The organism is Pseudomonas sp. 2024-210 (assembly GCF_045062345.1).
Lineage (GTDB): Bacteria > Pseudomonadota > Gammaproteobacteria > Pseudomonadales > Pseudomonadaceae > Aquipseudomonas.
The window spans coordinates 196172-211592 of sequence record NZ_JBJGEJ010000007.1 but is presented as its reverse complement, the minus strand read 5'-3'; the positions used below and the strand labels follow the sequence as shown (position 1 = coordinate 211592).

Annotated in this window: 15 protein-coding genes; 7 read left to right on the top strand and 8 right to left on the bottom strand. The window is 55.8% G+C overall.

Going from position 1 to position 15421, the window contains the following annotated elements:
• Positions 1-10 precede the first annotated feature (10 nt).
• The 3 genes from ACI7MX_RS12670 to cysB all read left to right on the top strand — a co-directional run bounded on the left by ACI7MX_RS12670 (position 11) and on the right by cysB (position 2612).
• Entirely contained in the window at positions 11-928 is a 918-nt protein-coding gene (locus ACI7MX_RS12670; protein WP_314482248.1) for a 5'-nucleotidase, read from the top strand.
• Between the two features lie 94 nt (positions 929-1022).
• On the top strand, positions 1023-1523 hold the full coding sequence (locus tag ACI7MX_RS12665; protein ID WP_314482251.1) for a universal stress protein: 501 nt from the start codon (positions 1023-1025) through the stop codon (positions 1521-1523).
• A 114-nt stretch (positions 1524-1637) separates the two neighbouring features.
• A complete protein-coding gene (gene cysB, locus ACI7MX_RS12660; protein WP_314482254.1) occupies positions 1638-2612 on the top strand; it encodes an HTH-type transcriptional regulator CysB in 975 nt (324 codons plus the stop codon).
• A gap of 107 nt (positions 2613-2719) precedes the next feature.
• On the opposite strand, the gene ACI7MX_RS12655 is transcribed toward cysB, so the two are convergent.
• Entirely contained in the window at positions 2720-3856 is a 1137-nt protein-coding gene (locus ACI7MX_RS12655) for a catalase family protein (RefSeq protein ID WP_405587812.1), read from the bottom strand.
• A 39-nt stretch (positions 3857-3895) separates the two neighbouring features.
• Positions 3896-5710, bottom strand: coding sequence for a di-heme-cytochrome C peroxidase (locus tag ACI7MX_RS12650; protein ID WP_405587809.1), 1815 nt, complete (start codon positions 5708-5710; stop codon positions 3896-3898).
• A gap of 267 nt (positions 5711-5977) precedes the next feature.
• Here ACI7MX_RS12650 and ACI7MX_RS12645 point away from each other — a divergent pair, with 267 nt between their 5' ends.
• From ACI7MX_RS12645 to ACI7MX_RS12635, 3 genes are all read left to right on the top strand, one after another.
• On the top strand, positions 5978-6715 hold the full coding sequence (locus ACI7MX_RS12645) for an FKBP-type peptidyl-prolyl cis-trans isomerase (RefSeq protein WP_314482264.1): 738 nt from the start codon (positions 5978-5980) through the stop codon (positions 6713-6715).
• A 397-nt stretch (positions 6716-7112) separates the two neighbouring features.
• Positions 7113-7475 (top strand): multiprotein-bridging factor 1 family protein, encoded by a 363-nt coding sequence (locus ACI7MX_RS12640; protein ID WP_405587806.1) that lies wholly within the window; start codon positions 7113-7115, stop codon positions 7473-7475.
• Complete coding sequence (locus ACI7MX_RS12635) at positions 7472-7840, top strand: hypothetical protein (RefSeq protein WP_153385960.1); 369 nt, start codon at positions 7472-7474, stop codon at positions 7838-7840. Before ACI7MX_RS12640 ends, ACI7MX_RS12635 begins: the two co-directional genes overlap by 4 nt.
• 150 nt (positions 7841-7990) lie before the next feature.
• Here the strand turns inward: ACI7MX_RS12635 and ACI7MX_RS12630 are convergent, their stop codons facing one another.
• A complete protein-coding gene (locus tag ACI7MX_RS12630) occupies positions 7991-10072 on the bottom strand; it encodes a carboxy terminal-processing peptidase (protein ID WP_405587802.1) in 2082 nt (693 codons plus the stop codon).
• Between the two features lie 139 nt (positions 10073-10211).
• Here ACI7MX_RS12630 and ACI7MX_RS12625 point away from each other — a divergent pair, with 139 nt between their 5' ends.
• Positions 10212-11174, top strand: coding sequence for a zinc-binding dehydrogenase (locus ACI7MX_RS12625; RefSeq protein ID WP_405587799.1), 963 nt, complete (start codon positions 10212-10214; stop codon positions 11172-11174).
• An 88-nt stretch (positions 11175-11262) separates the two neighbouring features.
• On the opposite strand, the gene ACI7MX_RS12620 is transcribed toward ACI7MX_RS12625, so the two are convergent.
• The 5 genes from ACI7MX_RS12620 to ACI7MX_RS12600 are packed head-to-tail and all read right to left on the bottom strand — an operon-like array spanning position 11263 to position 15372.
• A complete protein-coding gene (locus tag ACI7MX_RS12620; protein WP_405587796.1) occupies positions 11263-11916 on the bottom strand; it encodes an HAD family hydrolase in 654 nt (217 codons plus the stop codon).
• Between the two features lie 34 nt (positions 11917-11950).
• Positions 11951-12940 (bottom strand): ABC transporter ATP-binding protein, encoded by a 990-nt coding sequence (locus ACI7MX_RS12615; protein WP_405587793.1) that lies wholly within the window; start codon positions 12938-12940, stop codon positions 11951-11953.
• On the bottom strand, positions 12937-13737 hold the full coding sequence (locus tag ACI7MX_RS12610) for an ABC transporter permease (protein WP_314482284.1): 801 nt from the start codon (positions 13735-13737) through the stop codon (positions 12937-12939). The genes ACI7MX_RS12615 and ACI7MX_RS12610 overlap by 4 nt, the downstream gene beginning before the upstream one ends.
• On the bottom strand, positions 13724-14560 hold the full coding sequence (locus ACI7MX_RS12605; RefSeq protein ID WP_405587784.1) for an ABC transporter permease: 837 nt from the start codon (positions 14558-14560) through the stop codon (positions 13724-13726). Before ACI7MX_RS12605 ends, ACI7MX_RS12610 begins: the two co-directional genes overlap by 14 nt.
• Positions 14557-15372, bottom strand: coding sequence for an alkaline phosphatase family protein (locus ACI7MX_RS12600; RefSeq protein ID WP_405587782.1), 816 nt, complete (start codon positions 15370-15372; stop codon positions 14557-14559). The genes ACI7MX_RS12605 and ACI7MX_RS12600 overlap by 4 nt, the downstream gene beginning before the upstream one ends.
• Positions 15373-15421: the final 49 nt, after the last annotated feature.

The window sequence follows — 15421 nt, the reverse complement described above, 5'->3', positions numbered from 1 at the left end:
CGGAGGCGACATGAGCAAAGGATTAAAAGGCAAGCTGGTGCTGGCCATTTCATCTCGGGCGTTGTTCGATTTGAGCGCCAGCCATCAGGTGTATCTGACGCAAGGCATCGAAGCCTACCGCCAGTATCAGATTGAGCATGAAGATGAGGTGCTGGAGCCGGGTGATGCCTTCGAACTGGTGAAAAAACTCCTCAGTTTCAATGCGAGCCTGGGTCGCGAGCGAGTTGAAGTGGTGCTGGTGTCCCGTAACAGTGCCGATACCGGGTTGCGAGTTTTCAATTCGATTCAGCATTACGGCTTGGCCATCTCCCGTGCCGCCTTTTCCGGTGGTCGCAACCCTCACCCGTATTTGAATGCTTTTGCGTGCGACCTGTTTTTATCGACCCATGCCGATGATGTACGCAGTGCGCTGGACGCCGGTTTTGCAGCGGCGACGATTCTGTCCGGTGGCGCGCGGCGAGCCGAAAGTGCAGAACTGCGCATTGCCTTCGATGGTGATGCGGTGCTGTTTTCCGATGAATCGGAGCGTGTCTATCAGTCGGGGGGGCTTGAGGCGTTTCAATCCCTGGAGCGTGATTCCGCTCGCAGCCCTTTGCGAGGCGGCCCGTTCAAGGGCTTTCTGGAGGCGTTGAACCTGTTGCAACGTGAGTTCCCGGTCGACACCTGCCCGATACGTACCGCGCTGGTCACTGCGCGTTCCGCACCCGCCCATGAACGAGTGATACGTACCTTGCGTGATTGGGATATTCGTCTGGACGAATCGCTGTTCCTGGGAGGGCTGGATAAATCAGCATTTTTGGAGGCGTTTGCCGCCGACGTGTTTTTTGATGATCAGGCCGGTCATTGTGAGCGGGCGCGCCAGGTCGTTGCCACCGGCCATGTGCCTCACGGCATCAGTAACGAGACGCCCGGCCTGACCACTGACTGAGCCCAACGTGTAAGTCATCGTGTGGGTCATCGTAGTGGTGAGGGCGCTGCTAAGCTGATGGTGTCTCGGCCATTCTGGCATTCGGGGAGGCCGCATGATCCGTTCAATACTCTATGCCACTGACCTTGGAATATACGCGCCGGTCGTGATGCAGCATGCATTGGGTATGGCGCGGAGTTTCAGCGCAGATTTGTATGTCATCCATGTGGTAGAGCCAATGGGGCTGTTTGCAGAGTCGGTGTTGCAAAGCTACCTCGATGAACAGTCGCTGAATCAATTGCAGCAGCAAGGCATGAACACGATGCTCATGAATATAGAGCAGCGTGTGCTTGACAGTTTTCGCGATGACTTGCTTGAAGGTGAACAGGAGCTAGCCTTGATTCGCTCCGTCAAGGTTCTCCAGGGGGAACCTGCGCAGGTCATTCTGGAGCAGTCCCTCAAACTGGAAGTGGACTTGTTAGTGCTCGGCAGTCATTGCCAGCCGACGGGGGCTATCACTCACTTGGGGCGTACAGCCGCGCGGGTGATCGAACTGGCGCAGATGCCCGTGTATATGGTGCCTCTTTTACATCGGCGGCGCCGTTCCGAAAGGTAAGGCGCGGGGAATGGATAAAATGATAATAAAGTTCTAGATTTATTCTCTTGACCTTCCATATAGTTATATATCGCCGCCGATACCCTTGGCGTCAATCTGCTTTGAGGGATGCATATGAAGCTTCAACAATTGCGCTACATCTGGGAAGTGGCGCACCACGACCTCAACGTTTCAGCAACCGCGCAGAGCCTTTACACCTCACAGCCGGGTATCAGCAAACAGATTCGCCTGCTTGAAGACGAGTTGGGCGTCGAGGTCTTTGCCCGCAGCGGCAAGCACCTGACACGCGTCACCCCCGCGGGGGAGCGGATTATCACCACGGCGGGTGAGATCTTGCGCAAAGTCGAAAGCATCAAGCAGATCGCTCAAGAGTTTTCCAACGAGAAAAAAGGCACCCTGTCGATTGCCACCACGCACACCCAGGCGCGCTATGCCTTGCCGCCGGTGATCAGCAATTTCATCAAGCAATACCCGGATGTCGCCTTGCACATGCATCAAGGCTCACCGATGCAAATTGCTGAAATGGCCGCAGATGGCACCGTGGACTTTGCCATCGCTACAGAAGCGCTGGAGCTGTTTGGTGATCTGGTCATGATGCCCTGCTATCGCTGGAATCGTTGCGTCGTGGTCCCGCAAGGCCACCCGCTGACCAAGTTGCCCAAGTTGACCCTTGAAGCACTGGCTGAATACCCGATTGTCACCTATGTGTTCGGTTTTACGGGGCGCTCCAAGCTGGATGAAGCCTTCAGCCATCGGGGCTTGACCCCCAAAGTGGTCTTTACCGCTGCTGACGCTGACGTGATCAAGACCTATGTGCGATTGGGACTGGGCGTTGGCATCGTGGCCAAGATGGCCGTCGATACCAACCTGGACAAAGACCTGGTGGTGCTGGATGCCAGCGAACTGTTTGAGTCGAGCATTACCAAGATTGGCTTTCGCCGGGGCACATTCCTGCGTGGATTCATGTGCGACTTTATCGAAAAGTTTGCGCCCCACCTGACCCGTGAAGTCATGGCCAAAGCGATTCAGTGCCATAACAAACAAGAGCTTGAAGAGCTCTTCGAAGGGGTTGAACTGCCTGTGCACTGAGGGTGCGTGTGGGTTTAACCCAGGCTTGCGTCAACGTGATCACACATTGAAATGATCACGAGGGCGCAAGCCTTTTTTATGCGCCCCACGTCAGGGTCAGGTTCCCATCACTGCTCTGCGTTTCGTGCATGCCGATACTGGCTGACCGCCTCATACACCGCTTTGCGCAGCCGGTTGATGCCGCCAATCGGTCGATGTTCCTCAATCCCGTGCCAAGGGTTGAAAGACAGGTTGTCACACGCCAGATTCTCGCGAGGGGTGTCGAAGTCTTGGGCGGGAATCGTAACCTTGGCCACCGTTTCAAACGGTGCGTCCGACTCTTTCCACTCGATGCTGGTGTCTTCAATCGGCATGAAGCGGTTGGCATTCTGCCGCTGAATTTGCAGCACAAAACAGGCCGGCACGCGATCCCTTGAGAGCTGCTGGCTCAATGCGCTGCGCAAGAAGTTGGGCAATGCTTCATTTTGAGCGGGCAGGGTGTAGGCGGGGCAGCTGTCAGGGTCAGGGGCCACACGGTATTTAGCATTGGCTGCACCAAACTTGTAGGGCGAGACCGAAAAGTAAGTGATTTGGGTCGGACTTGCCGGGGCCGGCGCCAGTGTGGCCAACGCGATAAACAGGTGGCGGATCTGCCAGCTGCGAGGGTCCGAGGACGGGAAGAACGCCATCACTTTCTGGCCGTCAGCTTGCGCGCCGATGTTCTGGCGGTATTCGGCAACATCGCTGACAAAGAAGTTGGGATGGTTGAACATCACAAAGTCCTGCTCGCTGCGCCCTTGCTGGCTCGGCATAAGCTGAGTACCGGGCACGTCCAGCAATTTAAGCGCCATGCCCCGAGCATCGCGCAGGCTGTCAAATTGCGGGTAGGCGTTGCCATTGGACAGGCGCATGACGGCTTGCCAGGTTTTGCCAGGCTGTGCGAATACGCCTTGGCGCAGCGCCGGATCAAGGTGTTGCAGCACCTCTACCTCTGCTTTTACGCAACCGTGCGCTTTGGCATGAGCGTCACGTAGGTAGCGGGTGTTATCGCGATGTTGATCCACGATTTTGATGGCTGTTTGCAGGATGTCTTGAGTCATGGCGGCTTCGCCCGCCGGGATTTCTTCTTGAGCAGACACCGGGCCGCGGTGTTGCCAGGCATACCAGCCGCAGGCCAGCGCCCAGCCGGTCAACCCCAGCGCAATCAGAATGAGCAGCAGTTTGCCCAACCCGCTACCGAGCTTAAGCCAGAGTCTAGTGAGCATGCAGGTGTCCTTTTAGCGACGACAATAATGAGAGGCCATTCATAGAGAAGGCAACTGTTGTTCCAGGGGGCTGCCGAGCACTTTCAGGTACTCCAGCAATGCCCAGCGTTCTTCAGGTTGCAGCAGACGGCCAATCACGCCGTTGCCCAGTGGTCCGGCGCGGAATTCATGACCGCTGTTGTGGTTACCGCTGATTCGCGTGTCGAGCACAAAGCCGCCGTCAAACGCTTCGGTGCGATAACCCAGGTGGCGCGGGTCGTATTCAAAACTGCCGCGGTAAAAGGTCTCATCCCGCTCGGATTGGGGTGAGAGCAGTTGATACAGCGTAGGAACCGAGCCGTTGTGCAGGAACGGCGCAGTCGCCCAGATGCCCTCCAGAGGACGTGCTTTGTAAGCGCGGACCTCCTGAACAGCAATAGGCAAGCCATAACCATTGAGACGTGCTTGCTCTTGCGGATCGACCCCGGCCTGAGCGTACGCATGCTTTTCAACAAAGGCGGTGATGTAGGCAAGGCCTTTGGCCACTGACAGTGAATGCAGGTTCAGGGGTTCGTCGCTGGCGGGAACCAGATCGACATTGAGGTTTGCCAGTTCTACCGGGTCCCATTGCAAGGCACTGACGTCATAACGGTTGTCGGCAATATTGTTCCCGCTGTTAGGGTCTGTGCCAATCACCTGCAACGGAATGACTCGTAGCTGTTGGACCTGGCGGCCGTTTTCGTCTTTGACGGGCGGCACGTGACACGCGGCGCAGTTCTGCGCGAAGAGGGCGCGGCCTTTTGCGGCCAGCGGGCGGTCTATCTGACCGAAGAGTGTTTCTGGCCAAACCGGCGGTTTGAGCCTTTGCAAGGTTTCTTCGATGAGGTGCAAATCATGCACTCGAACGCTGGAAGGGTAGCGTGCGTCGCCTTGCAGGGGCTGACCGTGGCTGTCGAAAAAATTGAGGGTGGCACCCACCCCCAACGCTTCCCCGATATTGCGGGCCATCGGCTGTTTGGCGGACGCGTTCCATTGCACCCAGTCAAATGTCCACATGTCCCACAGGTGTGGATAATCAACCGGGGCGTTGGCGACGCGATAGTTGTCCGGGGTAATGGCGTCACCAAAGCTGGCATTGGCGATACGGCCGAATGCATCGGTCCGACCGGGTCCTTCGAGGGTCGGGTACAGCCCGCGATGGGTGTCGTTCCAGGCCACTGCGAGAAAGGTGTTCAGTGAAGCTTTGAACTCAGCGCGCAACTGTGCGTGTTGCTTTTCGTAGTTGTCGCCCAGTACTTGGCGCGCGAAGCGCTCGAACTTCCACGGGTTGTAATACGTTGCGGCCAGACTGGCCACCAATGCCTGGCCAAAGCTGCCTCCGCGCAAGGTCGGCACGCTGGAGGGAAGCACATGTTGAGCGGGGGCGCCGTCGATACGCAGGGCCTGGCCCTTGTAGCGCAGTTCGCCGGTGTGACAGGCCGCACAGGTGATGTCCAGATACTCAACGTGGCTGCCTGGATTTTGATGGCGTGTAAAACCTACGGGCAAATTGCCCGGATTGGTGGCACTGGCTTTCTGTTGTGGATCTACCAGAAAACCAAACCTGGCCAGATACTCAGGCGCTGCAAAGGGTTGCTCAGAGAACGGCAGTTCCAGGGCAGTGAACCAGTCGTAGCGCAGACCTTTAACTTGAGTCCCTTGAGGGGTGTAGTAATAAATCTGGCGATCTGCCGCACTCCATTGATCCAGATAATGCAACTGCTGGGGCGCTGTGTATTCGGGCAGTTTGGGATGAACAGTGAAATAGAGGATCAGGCCAACGAGGGCACTCAGAGCCACCAACAGCAATAGCAAAACACGGTAAAACAAACGCACAGTAACGCTCCATGTAAGAATTTTTACAGTCTTATGCCTTAGGTTCTTTCTGGCATCAAGTAGCCATGAGTCACCTGTGCATGAAGAGTGCTAGGCTTGACAGGTTGTCAGGTGTGTAAGCAAAGGTTGCTGTATTTATGAATTGTCTTTTAGGCATGAACTTATCTGTGCTTTGTCGCTCTCATGCCGGTAGCCATTGGTCGCGGCCGCCTGATAAGCTCGCGGCTTTACTCGATTGCCCATTTGGCGCATGAACAAGGAAATAGCATGAAACAGCATCGGTTGGCGGCAGCTGTTGCCCTGGTAAGTCTGGTACTGGCGGGTTGTGATTCGCAGACCAGCGTAGAGCTGAAAACCCCGGCGCAAAAAGCCTCTTACGGCATTGGCCTGAACATGGGTAAAAGCCTGGCTCAAGAAGGCATGGACGATCTGGACTCCAAAGCTGTTGCTCTGGGTATCGAAGATGCCGTGGGCAAGAAAGAACAAAAACTGAAAGATGACGAACTGATCGAAGCTTTCGCAGCGCTGCAAAAGCGTGCTGAAGAGCGTTTGACCAAAATGAGCGAAGAAGCCTCTACTGCAGGCAAAAAATTCCTCGAAGAAAATGCCAAGAAAGCCGGTGTTGTTACCACGGCTTCGGGCCTGCAATACGAAGTGATCAAAAAAGCCGATGGCCCTCAGCCAAAAGCCACTGACGTGGTGACCGTTCACTACGAAGGCAAGCTGATCGATGGCAAGGTATTCGACAGCTCGGTTGAGCGCGGCAGCCCGATAGACCTGCCAGTTAGCGGTGTGATTCCGGGTTGGGTTGAAGGTCTGCAACTGATGCATGTGGGTGAAAAGTACAAGCTGTACATCCCTAGCGAGCTGGCTTATGGCGCCCAAAGCCCAAGCCCGTCGATCCCGGCCAACTCGGTGCTGGTATTCGATCTGGAGCTGCTGGGTATCAAAGACCCTGCAAAAGCTGAGCAAGACGCTGCTGCTCCAGAAGCTGCTGCCCAGTAAGTCGTTTACGTACCCCTGACGCCCCGTCTCGACGGGGCGTTTTTATGTGTGCCGATTTTATGGCCCATTTCTCTGAAGGCGGGGTGCAATGTCCCGCACTTAGTGGTTGTTGACTGGCAAGTCAATGAATTTATGGGTTTTTTTATGTGTGTAAAAAATGCCCGATTTGAGCGCAGCCCTTACAGAACGTGCCTTTCAGCCGTAAAAATCTGCTCTGTTCACAAGGTTATCCACAATTTGTGTGGATAACATTTACCTGTCATCACCCTGTTTTTACCGTTTCAGTATGAAACTTGCGTTTCACATCAAAAACCCCAGAGACCTTGGCGACTGATAGGATTAAGCTTCTAGGGAAAGTTCCGACTCAATTTGCTTAAAATTCTGACGGGGTTTAGTAATGGATCTGCAAGTTATCAAACGTAATAGCGAACCCGAATACGCGGTTTTGTCATGGGAAAGCTATCAGGCGCTGCTCAAGGCTGCAGGTGTTCAGGATTTACCAGCTGCCAGCGAAGTGTTGCACGCCCCTGATGCCGAGCGATCAACATCTGATGAGCCTGCTCAGATGCCACCAGGGCTCGATCAGTTGCGGGGTTTGCGTGAGACCAAGGGTCTGGCCCTTGAAGCGCTGGCACGCACTGTAGGCATTAGCCCTTCTTATCTGGAAATGATCGAAGCCGGTGAGCGTCTGCCCGACCTTGCCATTCGTCGTAGCTTGGCCTGGGAGCTGGGTTTACCAGGCTGGAGGGAAGGAAAATGAACGTACGCATCAGTCGCCAACACTGGGATGGGTTACTGGCTGAGCTGGATCAAGCGCGTCGACAGCGCCATCTGTTGACGTATCGAGCACTGCTGGAACGGTTGCAATTGCCTAGCCCGGCCATGCTCACGCTGACCGCTGCATTGGAGCATCTGGCTGCGATGGATGTTAAAGCGGATCAGCCATTGCGCAGTTCGCTGGTCATCAGTCAGGGGGCTAGCCGTTTGCCGCGCACCGGGTTTTTTGAGTGTGTAGAACGACTTGGTCGTTTTAGTGGGCCTCCGGACGGTGTCGCCGCAGCTTCATGGCATGCCTCAGAGGTGGTGCGGGTATTCGAGTTCGCCTATGAAACCGAGGAAGCCTGAAGGTTGTGACAGCTGAGGACACGCTTCAGTTTTGGGGTTGCACGCAACGTGTTTCAAAGCCCCTGATGCGTGCGTCAGCCACGTTTTACCCATAAAAAAGGCGGGCCGCATGACACGGCCCGCCTTTTTTACAACGTGACGTTGGCTTTTTTACTTCTTGGCGACTTGTGACGTCAGCTTGAGGTAGTCCAGCAGAATGCGCCCGGTCTCACTCAGGTAGGCGTCATCTTCCGGTTTGGTCTTTTCAGGCTCGACCGGCAATGCATCTTCGTCTTCTTTTTTCATTTCCTTGAGCGGTGCTTCGCCTTTGGCCTGACGGCGGGCGTTCTCCATCACCAACTGCTTGGCGTCAATGTCTGCATGTTGGGCGCGACGTTCGGCTTCGTTCAGGCTGACCGTTTTTTCGGCCATCAATTTTTCGGCCAGGGCCAGCTTGTCGCGGATGAAGATGAACTCGGCATCTTTAGCCACTCGTGCATCGTGCTCAGCTTTGAGTTGATCGATAAAGGGCTTGAACGGATCAGCTGCAGGCCTGATCGCGGGGCGAATGGTGTCCCACGGCATGGCCTCAGGCAGCGCACTTTCGCCGATTTCCTTGGTGTCGATAATCGACGGGAAGGCGACGTCAGGCAGAACGCCCTGATGTTGGGTGCTCTGGCCAGAAACCCGATAGAACTTGGCCAGTGTCAGCTTCAGCTCGCCATGGTTCAGGGGCTGGATGGTTTGCACCGTCCCTTTGCCGAACGTCTGGCCACCGATAATCAATGCGCGGTGGTAGTCCTGCATTGCACCGGCAAAAATCTCTGAAGCCGAGGCCGACAAGCGATTGACCAGCAACGCCATCGGGCCTTTATAAAACGCGCCCGGGTTTTCATCTTCAAGCACATCGACTTTGCCGTCTGCATTACGCACCAGCACGGTCGGGCCCTTGTCGATAAACAGACTGGTCAGCTCAGTCGCTTCTTGCAGCGAACCGCCACCGTTGTTGCGCAGGTCGATAATCACGCCATCGACTTTTTCTTTCTGCAATTCGGTCAGCAGTTTTTTAACGTCGCGAGTGGTGCTCTTGTAGTTGGGATCGCCAGCACGGAACGCTTTGAAGTCCAGGTAGAACGCTGGAATTTCAATCACGCCCAGTTTGTAGTTCTTGCCATCCTGCTTGAGGTTAAGGATCGACTTTTTCGCCGCCTGCTCTTCAAGCTTCACCGCTTCGCGGGTGATGGACACGATCTTGCTGGTCTGGTCATTCGGCGCGTTGCTCGCCGGGATGATTTCCAGGCGCACCACGGAGCCCTTAGGCCCACGAATCAATTTGACGACTTCGTCCAGACGCCAGCCGATGACGTCGACCATCTCTTTGTCGCCTTGGGCAACGCCGATGATCTTGTCAGCCGGGGCCACCTGCTTGGTCTTGTCGGCTGGCCCTGCGGGCACCAGTCGCACCACCTTGACCTGGTCATTATCGCTCTGCAACACAGCGCCAATGCCTTCCAGCGACAGGCTCATGTTGATGTCGAAGTTCTCCGCGTTATCTGGCGACAGATAGTTGGTGTGCGGATCGTAAGACATGGCGAAGGTGTTGATATAGGCCTGGAAGATATCTTCGCTGCGGGTTTGATCAAGACGCGAGAGTTGGTTCTTGTAGCGCTTAGTCAGCAACTCCTGAATGTTCGCAGGCTCTTTGCCAGCGATTTTCAGGCGCAGCACTTCATCTTTGATGCGCTTGCGCCACAGGTCGTTGAGTTGGGCTTCACTGGTGAGCCATGGAGCGTCCTTGCGGTCGATCTCCAGGGTTTCCTTGGCCGTAAAATCGAACGAGTCAATGCCTTTGTTCAGCTCTGCAAGGGTGAAGTCCAGACGCGATTTGACCCGGTCCAGATAGCGCTTGTAGATGATGAAGCCGGGGTTGAGGTCGCCACTTTTGAGGAAGTCGTCAAACTGGAATTTCCATTTGTCGAATTCGGCAATATCGCTGGCCAGGAAGTAACTGCGCGAAGGATCAAGCAGTTTCAAGTAGCTGTCATAGATGATGGCGGAGCGCGCGTCATCCAGTGGGGGCTTGCTGTAATGATGGCGCTTGAGCAGCTCAACGACGTTAAGACTGGCAATCACCTCATCACGATCGGGCTGAAGGTTATCCCAACTGTTAGCGGCGAACGAATTAGCCGAAAACGGCAAAACGCCTAGGCCAATGAAGAGGGCAAGTGCGGTGCTAGGGAATAAATGCTTCATGCTGATTCGACGCGGGGGCAATTGATAACGCATATTAGGCCGTCTTTGAAGTCGCCGGTTCCATCAAGGACCGGTCGCATAATGCAAAAAGCCCGGTGCTTCAGCGCCGGGCTCAGTCCAGACTCACTATGGAGGCACTGTGAAAGCATTGCAAGGCGTTGAAGGTCTAGTGAAGTGGGTTGAAGAACCAAGCCCCACCTGTGATGTAGGACAAATTCGCATTCGTGTGGCAGCTGCGGGCCTTAATCGAGCCGATTTGTTACAGAGCGCGGGCTTGTATCCGCCGCCGCCGGGGGCCAGTCAAGTGCTGGGGCTGGAGTGCTCGGGTATCGTCAGCGAAGTGGGGGCCGGGTCGTCATGGCAAGTCGGCGACCGTGTTTGCGCCCTGCTGGCAGGGGGAGGCATGGCCGAGGAAGTGGTGGTCGATGGCCGTCACGCGTTACCTGTGCCAGAGGGGTTGTCGTTACTGGAGGCGGCGGCGCTGCCCGAGGTGTACGCCACTGCGTGGTTGAATCTGTTTCAATTGGCGGGCGTTAAACCCGGCGAAAAAGTTTTACTGCACGCCGGGGCCAGTGGTGTTGGTTCAGCCGCCATTCAGCTGTGCAAGGCGTTTGGCAGTCCGTGTTGGGTAAGTGTTGGCTCGCCCGAGCGTTTGGCTTACTGCCAAGCGCTAGGCGCTCAAGGTGGAGCCTTACGCACTGAAGGTCTGGACAGTCTCAAGGCGTTGGGGCCGTTTGATGTGGTGCTGGACCCAGTGGGTGCCAACTATGCTCAAGACAACCTTAAATTGCTGGCGCTGGACGGCCGTTGGGTGCTGATCGGTTTGATGGGTGGGCGCAAGGCCGAGCTGGATTTGGCGCAGGTGTTAGGCAAGCGTATTCAGTTACTGGGGTCGACACTGCGCAGTCGTAGTGATCAGTTCAAGGCTGACTTGTTGAGTGATCTGGGGCAGCAAGTGTGGCCGTTGTTCACCGACGGGCGGTTAAGCCCGCAATTGGCCAAGTCTTTCCCGATTGAGCAGGCTCAGGAAGCCTTTGCCGAACTGTCGAGCAATCAGGTATCGGGCAAGCTGGTGCTGGTGATCGATGCGGCTGTGGTTTAAGCCGCAGTCTGCTGGCGTGTAACGACGTTCGCTTCAGACGAACACCCTCTCCCTGGGGAGAGGGTTGGGGTGAGGGCGATTCTTGCCCTTACTTCCAGTGATGAATCGGCCACCCGGCTTTTTCAGCATGCTCGCGCAGTACCGGGTCCGGATTGACCACATGTGGATGATCGACCTTCAGCAACAAAGGCAAATCATTGCGCGAGTCCGAGTAAAAACTGGCACCTTCCAGGTTCTCCTCCTCAGCGTCCAGCCATTCCAGAAGACGCGTAATCTTGCCTTCGCGGTAAGTCAGGGTGCCCACGGTGTTGCCGGTGTATACGCCGTGTTTGACTTCCAGCTCAATCCCCAGCACCTCATCAATGCCCAAGCGTTCGGCAATCGGCTTGACCAGATAAGTCGCTGAAGCCGAGATCACCAAAATCCGGTCACCCGCTTTGCGGTGTGCAGCGACGGTTTTGCAGGCATCGCTGAAGATAATCGGCTCTATGTAATCCTCAACCCAAGGGCCCACCAGATGCTCCACCTCCTCGGGCGTGCGGCCAATCCACGGGTCAAGGCTGAAGGCCATATAGTCTTCCATTTTCAGCTCGCCTTGGCTGTAGGCGTGCATCAACTCGTTGTTACGCTCCATGAAGGAGACTGGATCGACCCATCCCAGGCGGCCCATTTGCTCGCTCCACAAGGTCGCGCAATCACCGTGAATCAACGTTTCATCCAGATCAAAAATAGCCAGGGCCATCAGTGCAACTCCCTTTTCAATGAGTTCAACAGCATCAGGCTACCTCACACAGGGTGCTGTTATCGACCGAGAGCGACACACGTTGCCCATCCGGGTACAAATCCGCGGGTGAGCGATTCAGCACATCCACCAGGAGTTCTACGCCGCGTACGTCTACGCGATACCGAATCACGTTACCCAGCAGGCTGTGGCTGAGAATCAGCGCGTCGGGTTCACCTTGCACGCTTAGCCCCAGCGTTTCAGGGCGGATGGCAATGCGGCCGGTGACAGGACGCTGAAGCAGACGACTTGCTGCTTGCGCATCGAGCACGTTGTAGTTGCCGATAAAACTCGCCGCAAACGCATTGACCGGAGCCGCGTAGAGATTTTCAGCATTACCGCTTTGCACAATACGGCCCTGATTCATCAGAAAAATACGGTCGCTCATGACCAGCGCTTCCTCTTGATCATGAGTGACAAAAATCGTGGTCAGGCCTAATTCGCGTTGAATGGCACGAATTTGTTCGCGCAGGTGTTTGCGAATCCGTGCATCCAGCGCTGAGAGCGGCTCATCAAGCAACAGCAGGCGCGGTCGCGTGACCAGCGAACGGGCCAGTGCCACACGCTGACATTGGCCGCCTGACAGTTGATGCGGATAGCGCTTGGCAAAGTCGTTGAGTTCCACCATCTGCAAGACTTCGGCGACGCGTTTCTGAGTGTCGTTCGCGCTGACCTTTTGCATGCGCAGGCCGAAGGCCACGTTTTGTTCGACGCTCATATTGGGGAACAGCGCGTAGCTTTGAAACACCATGCCGATGTCGCGTTTCTGCGGGCTGAGTGGAACGATGTCTTGGCCCTCCAGAAGAATCTTGCCGGCGTCCACCGGGGTCAATCCGGCGATACAGCGCAGCAAGGTCGATTTTCCGCAGCCCGACGGGCCGAGCAGGGTGACAAACTCACCTTGAGTGAGGGTGAAGTTGATATCGCTGAACACCGGAGTCGCGGAATAGCTTTTCTGCAGATGTTCGACGCTCACAAAGCTCATTGGCTTTTGTCCTTGTTCAGTAGAGTGGCAACCCAGGTCAGCACCAATACAAAGAGGAAATACGAGATCACCAGTGCGCTGGTGAAATGCCCGCTGCTGTTACGCATGTTGTTGAGGAACACCTGCAACGTTTCATAGCGCGTGCCTACCAGAATATTGGCGAACACAAATTCACCGAACAGGAACGAAAACGACAGCAACAGGGCGACCATCAGGCCTTTTCGCAAGTTGGGCAGCACCACCAGAAACGCGGCCTGCCAGGTGCTAGCACCGAGTAATTGGGCGGCGTCCATCAAATCACGCAGGTTGATGGCTTGAAGGTTGTTGGTGATGGCGCGGTACATGAAGGGCAAGGCAATGGTGAAATAGCAGCCAATCAGAATCCAGGGAGTCCCAACCATTGCCATTGGGCCCGAACCATACAGTTGCAGAAGGCCGACTGAAGAGACGACCGGCGGTACGGCGAACGGCAGCAAGATGAGGATATTCATCAGCGCGTCCAGTTTTGGGAAGTGGTAATGGACCACAAACAACAGCGGCAAGATCAACACCACCGACAGAACCAGTGCGCCAACGCATACCAGCAGAGACCGACCAAATGCCGATAGAAACCTGGGGTCGCTCCACAGTTGCTCGTACCACTTGAAGCTGAAGCCGCTGGGCAGGATGGTCGCCGACCAACTGCTGGAAATCGAGTAGATCAAGGTGCCCAGCAGCGGCAACAGCAAGATGAGAAACAACAGGTAGACCACGCTGCGGTGGTAAACGCTGGCAGATGAGGCTTCAGCGCGCGACATGGTAGCTCCTCTTTAACAGCCATTGATGCACCAGCGTGACGAGGGTCATCAACCCAACCAGAACAACGGCCAGGGCGCTGGCCATATTAGGGTCTAGGCTGATATCTCCCGATACCATGGCCGCAATGCGGATCGGCAGTACGTTGAAGTTACCCGTGGTCAGCGCATACACCGTGGCGTAGGCACCCAGGGCGTTGGCCAGCAGAATGACGAAGGTGCCGAGCAACGCGGGCGTGATCACAGGCAGACCGATATGGCGCCAGAATTGCCAACTGTTGGCCCCCAGCAAGGAGGCAGACTCGCGCCAGTCTTCACGCAGAGCATCAAACGCCGGGTAGAGCAGCAACACGCCGAGTGGAATCTGAAAGTAGGTGTACAAAATGATCAGTCCGGTTTTCGAGTAAAGGTTGAAATCCTCGATGATCCCGGCCTGTTTGAGCATGATCGTGATACTGCCGTTAAAGCCCAGCAGGATGATGAAGGCGAAGGCCAGTGGCACCCCCGAGAAGTTGCTGGTCATATTGGCGAAGGCGTTGACGAAGTTACGCAGGCGCGAATCGACTTTACGCAGCGAGTAGCTGCCCAGAACCGCAATCACAATGCCGAATACGCTGGACCAAAAACTGATCTCAAGGCTGTGCTGAATGGCTTGCAGATAAAACTTGGAACTGAAGATCTTGGTGAAATTAGCCAGTCCGAAACCGCTTTCTTCAGATTGCACGCTGTGAATCAGCACCCACACCAGCGGGGCTATCTGGAACACAATGAAAAAGACCGCGAAAGGCACCAGGCACAGCAGCGCTAGCCATTTACCCCGGGTCATGGCGCGGGCCTCAACAAATCTCGGCAAAGCGGCTTGTCGTGAGCCACCCCCAGCAACTCGCAAAGGGTGCCGCACAGTTCGGTTTGCTTGGGTTCTGCATCCGGGTTCAAGCTGAACGCATCCCCCAGTACAAACAGCGGCACCTCACGCTCTTCGGGCAGTAAGCCGTTATGTGAACGGTCGTTGTTCATACCGTGGTCGGCGGTAATCAATACGTGATAACCCGCTTGCAGCCAGCCTTGCAGGTAGTCGGCCAGAATAATGTCAGCCGAACGCGCACTGTTACGGTATTGCGGGGAGTCGAGTCCGTGCTTGTGGCCGGCGTCGTCGATGTTCATGGGGTGAATCAGCAGAAAGTTCGGTGAGTGTTTGATTCGCAAACTTTCGGCATCTGCCAGCAGGTGGGAGTCGGGGTAGTGATCGTTCCAGTAAAAATGCCCGTACTGGATCACCAACGCTGTGTCCTCCGTGTGACGGTCACGGGCGGCCATAAAAGGCGTGCGGTTATACAGTTCGCTCATCCAATGATAGGCCGCCGCTGCCGTGGTTAAACCCGCTTCGCGAGCGTAGTGGAACACGCTGCGCTGGTGGGAAAGGCGCGACACATTGTTATGCACAATGCCGCTTTCGATGGGGGGCACACCGGTGAGGATGCACTCATAGAGCGGGCGTGAGAGGGCGGGCAGTTCGCAGTTGAGCTTATACAGGGCGGCTCGACCTGCGCAGACATACGCCTGCAAGTGCCCCATGGCATCGCTGGCGACGGTGTAGTTCAGCCCGTCGAGGACGACCAGAATGACGTTGTGTTTCATGTGCGACTCCGCGAGCAGAAGCTGTAATCCGGCCTGAGTAGTCGCTGCC

Coding starts and splice junctions, on each gene's coding strand:
- ACI7MX_RS12665 (WP_314482251.1), top strand. CDS start 1,023: ATGATCCGTTCAATACTCTATGCCACTGACCTTGGAATATACGCGCCG.
- cysB (WP_314482254.1), top strand. CDS start 1,638: ATGAAGCTTCAACAATTGCGCTACATCTGGGAAGTGGCGCACCACGAC.
- ACI7MX_RS12600 (WP_405587782.1), bottom strand. CDS start 15,372: ATGAAACACAACGTCATTCTGGTCGTCCTCGACGGGCTGAACTACACC.
- ACI7MX_RS12645 (WP_314482264.1), top strand. CDS start 5,978: ATGAAACAGCATCGGTTGGCGGCAGCTGTTGCCCTGGTAAGTCTGGTA.
- ACI7MX_RS12610 (WP_314482284.1), bottom strand. CDS start 13,737: ATGTCGCGCGCTGAAGCCTCATCTGCCAGCGTTTACCACCGCAGCGTG.
- ACI7MX_RS12615 (WP_405587793.1), bottom strand. CDS start 12,940: ATGAGCTTTGTGAGCGTCGAACATCTGCAGAAAAGCTATTCCGCGACT.
- ACI7MX_RS12620 (WP_405587796.1), bottom strand. CDS start 11,916: ATGGCCCTGGCTATTTTTGATCTGGATGAAACGTTGATTCACGGTGAT.
- ACI7MX_RS12655 (WP_405587812.1), bottom strand. CDS start 3,856: ATGCTCACTAGACTCTGGCTTAAGCTCGGTAGCGGGTTGGGCAAACTG.
- ACI7MX_RS12640 (WP_405587806.1), top strand. CDS start 7,113: ATGGATCTGCAAGTTATCAAACGTAATAGCGAACCCGAATACGCGGTT.
- ACI7MX_RS12670 (WP_314482248.1), top strand. CDS start 11: ATGAGCAAAGGATTAAAAGGCAAGCTGGTGCTGGCCATTTCATCTCGG.
- ACI7MX_RS12630 (WP_405587802.1), bottom strand. CDS start 10,072: ATGAAGCATTTATTCCCTAGCACCGCACTTGCCCTCTTCATTGGCCTA.
- ACI7MX_RS12605 (WP_405587784.1), bottom strand. CDS start 14,560: ATGACCCGGGGTAAATGGCTAGCGCTGCTGTGCCTGGTGCCTTTCGCG.
- ACI7MX_RS12635 (WP_153385960.1), top strand. CDS start 7,472: ATGAACGTACGCATCAGTCGCCAACACTGGGATGGGTTACTGGCTGAG.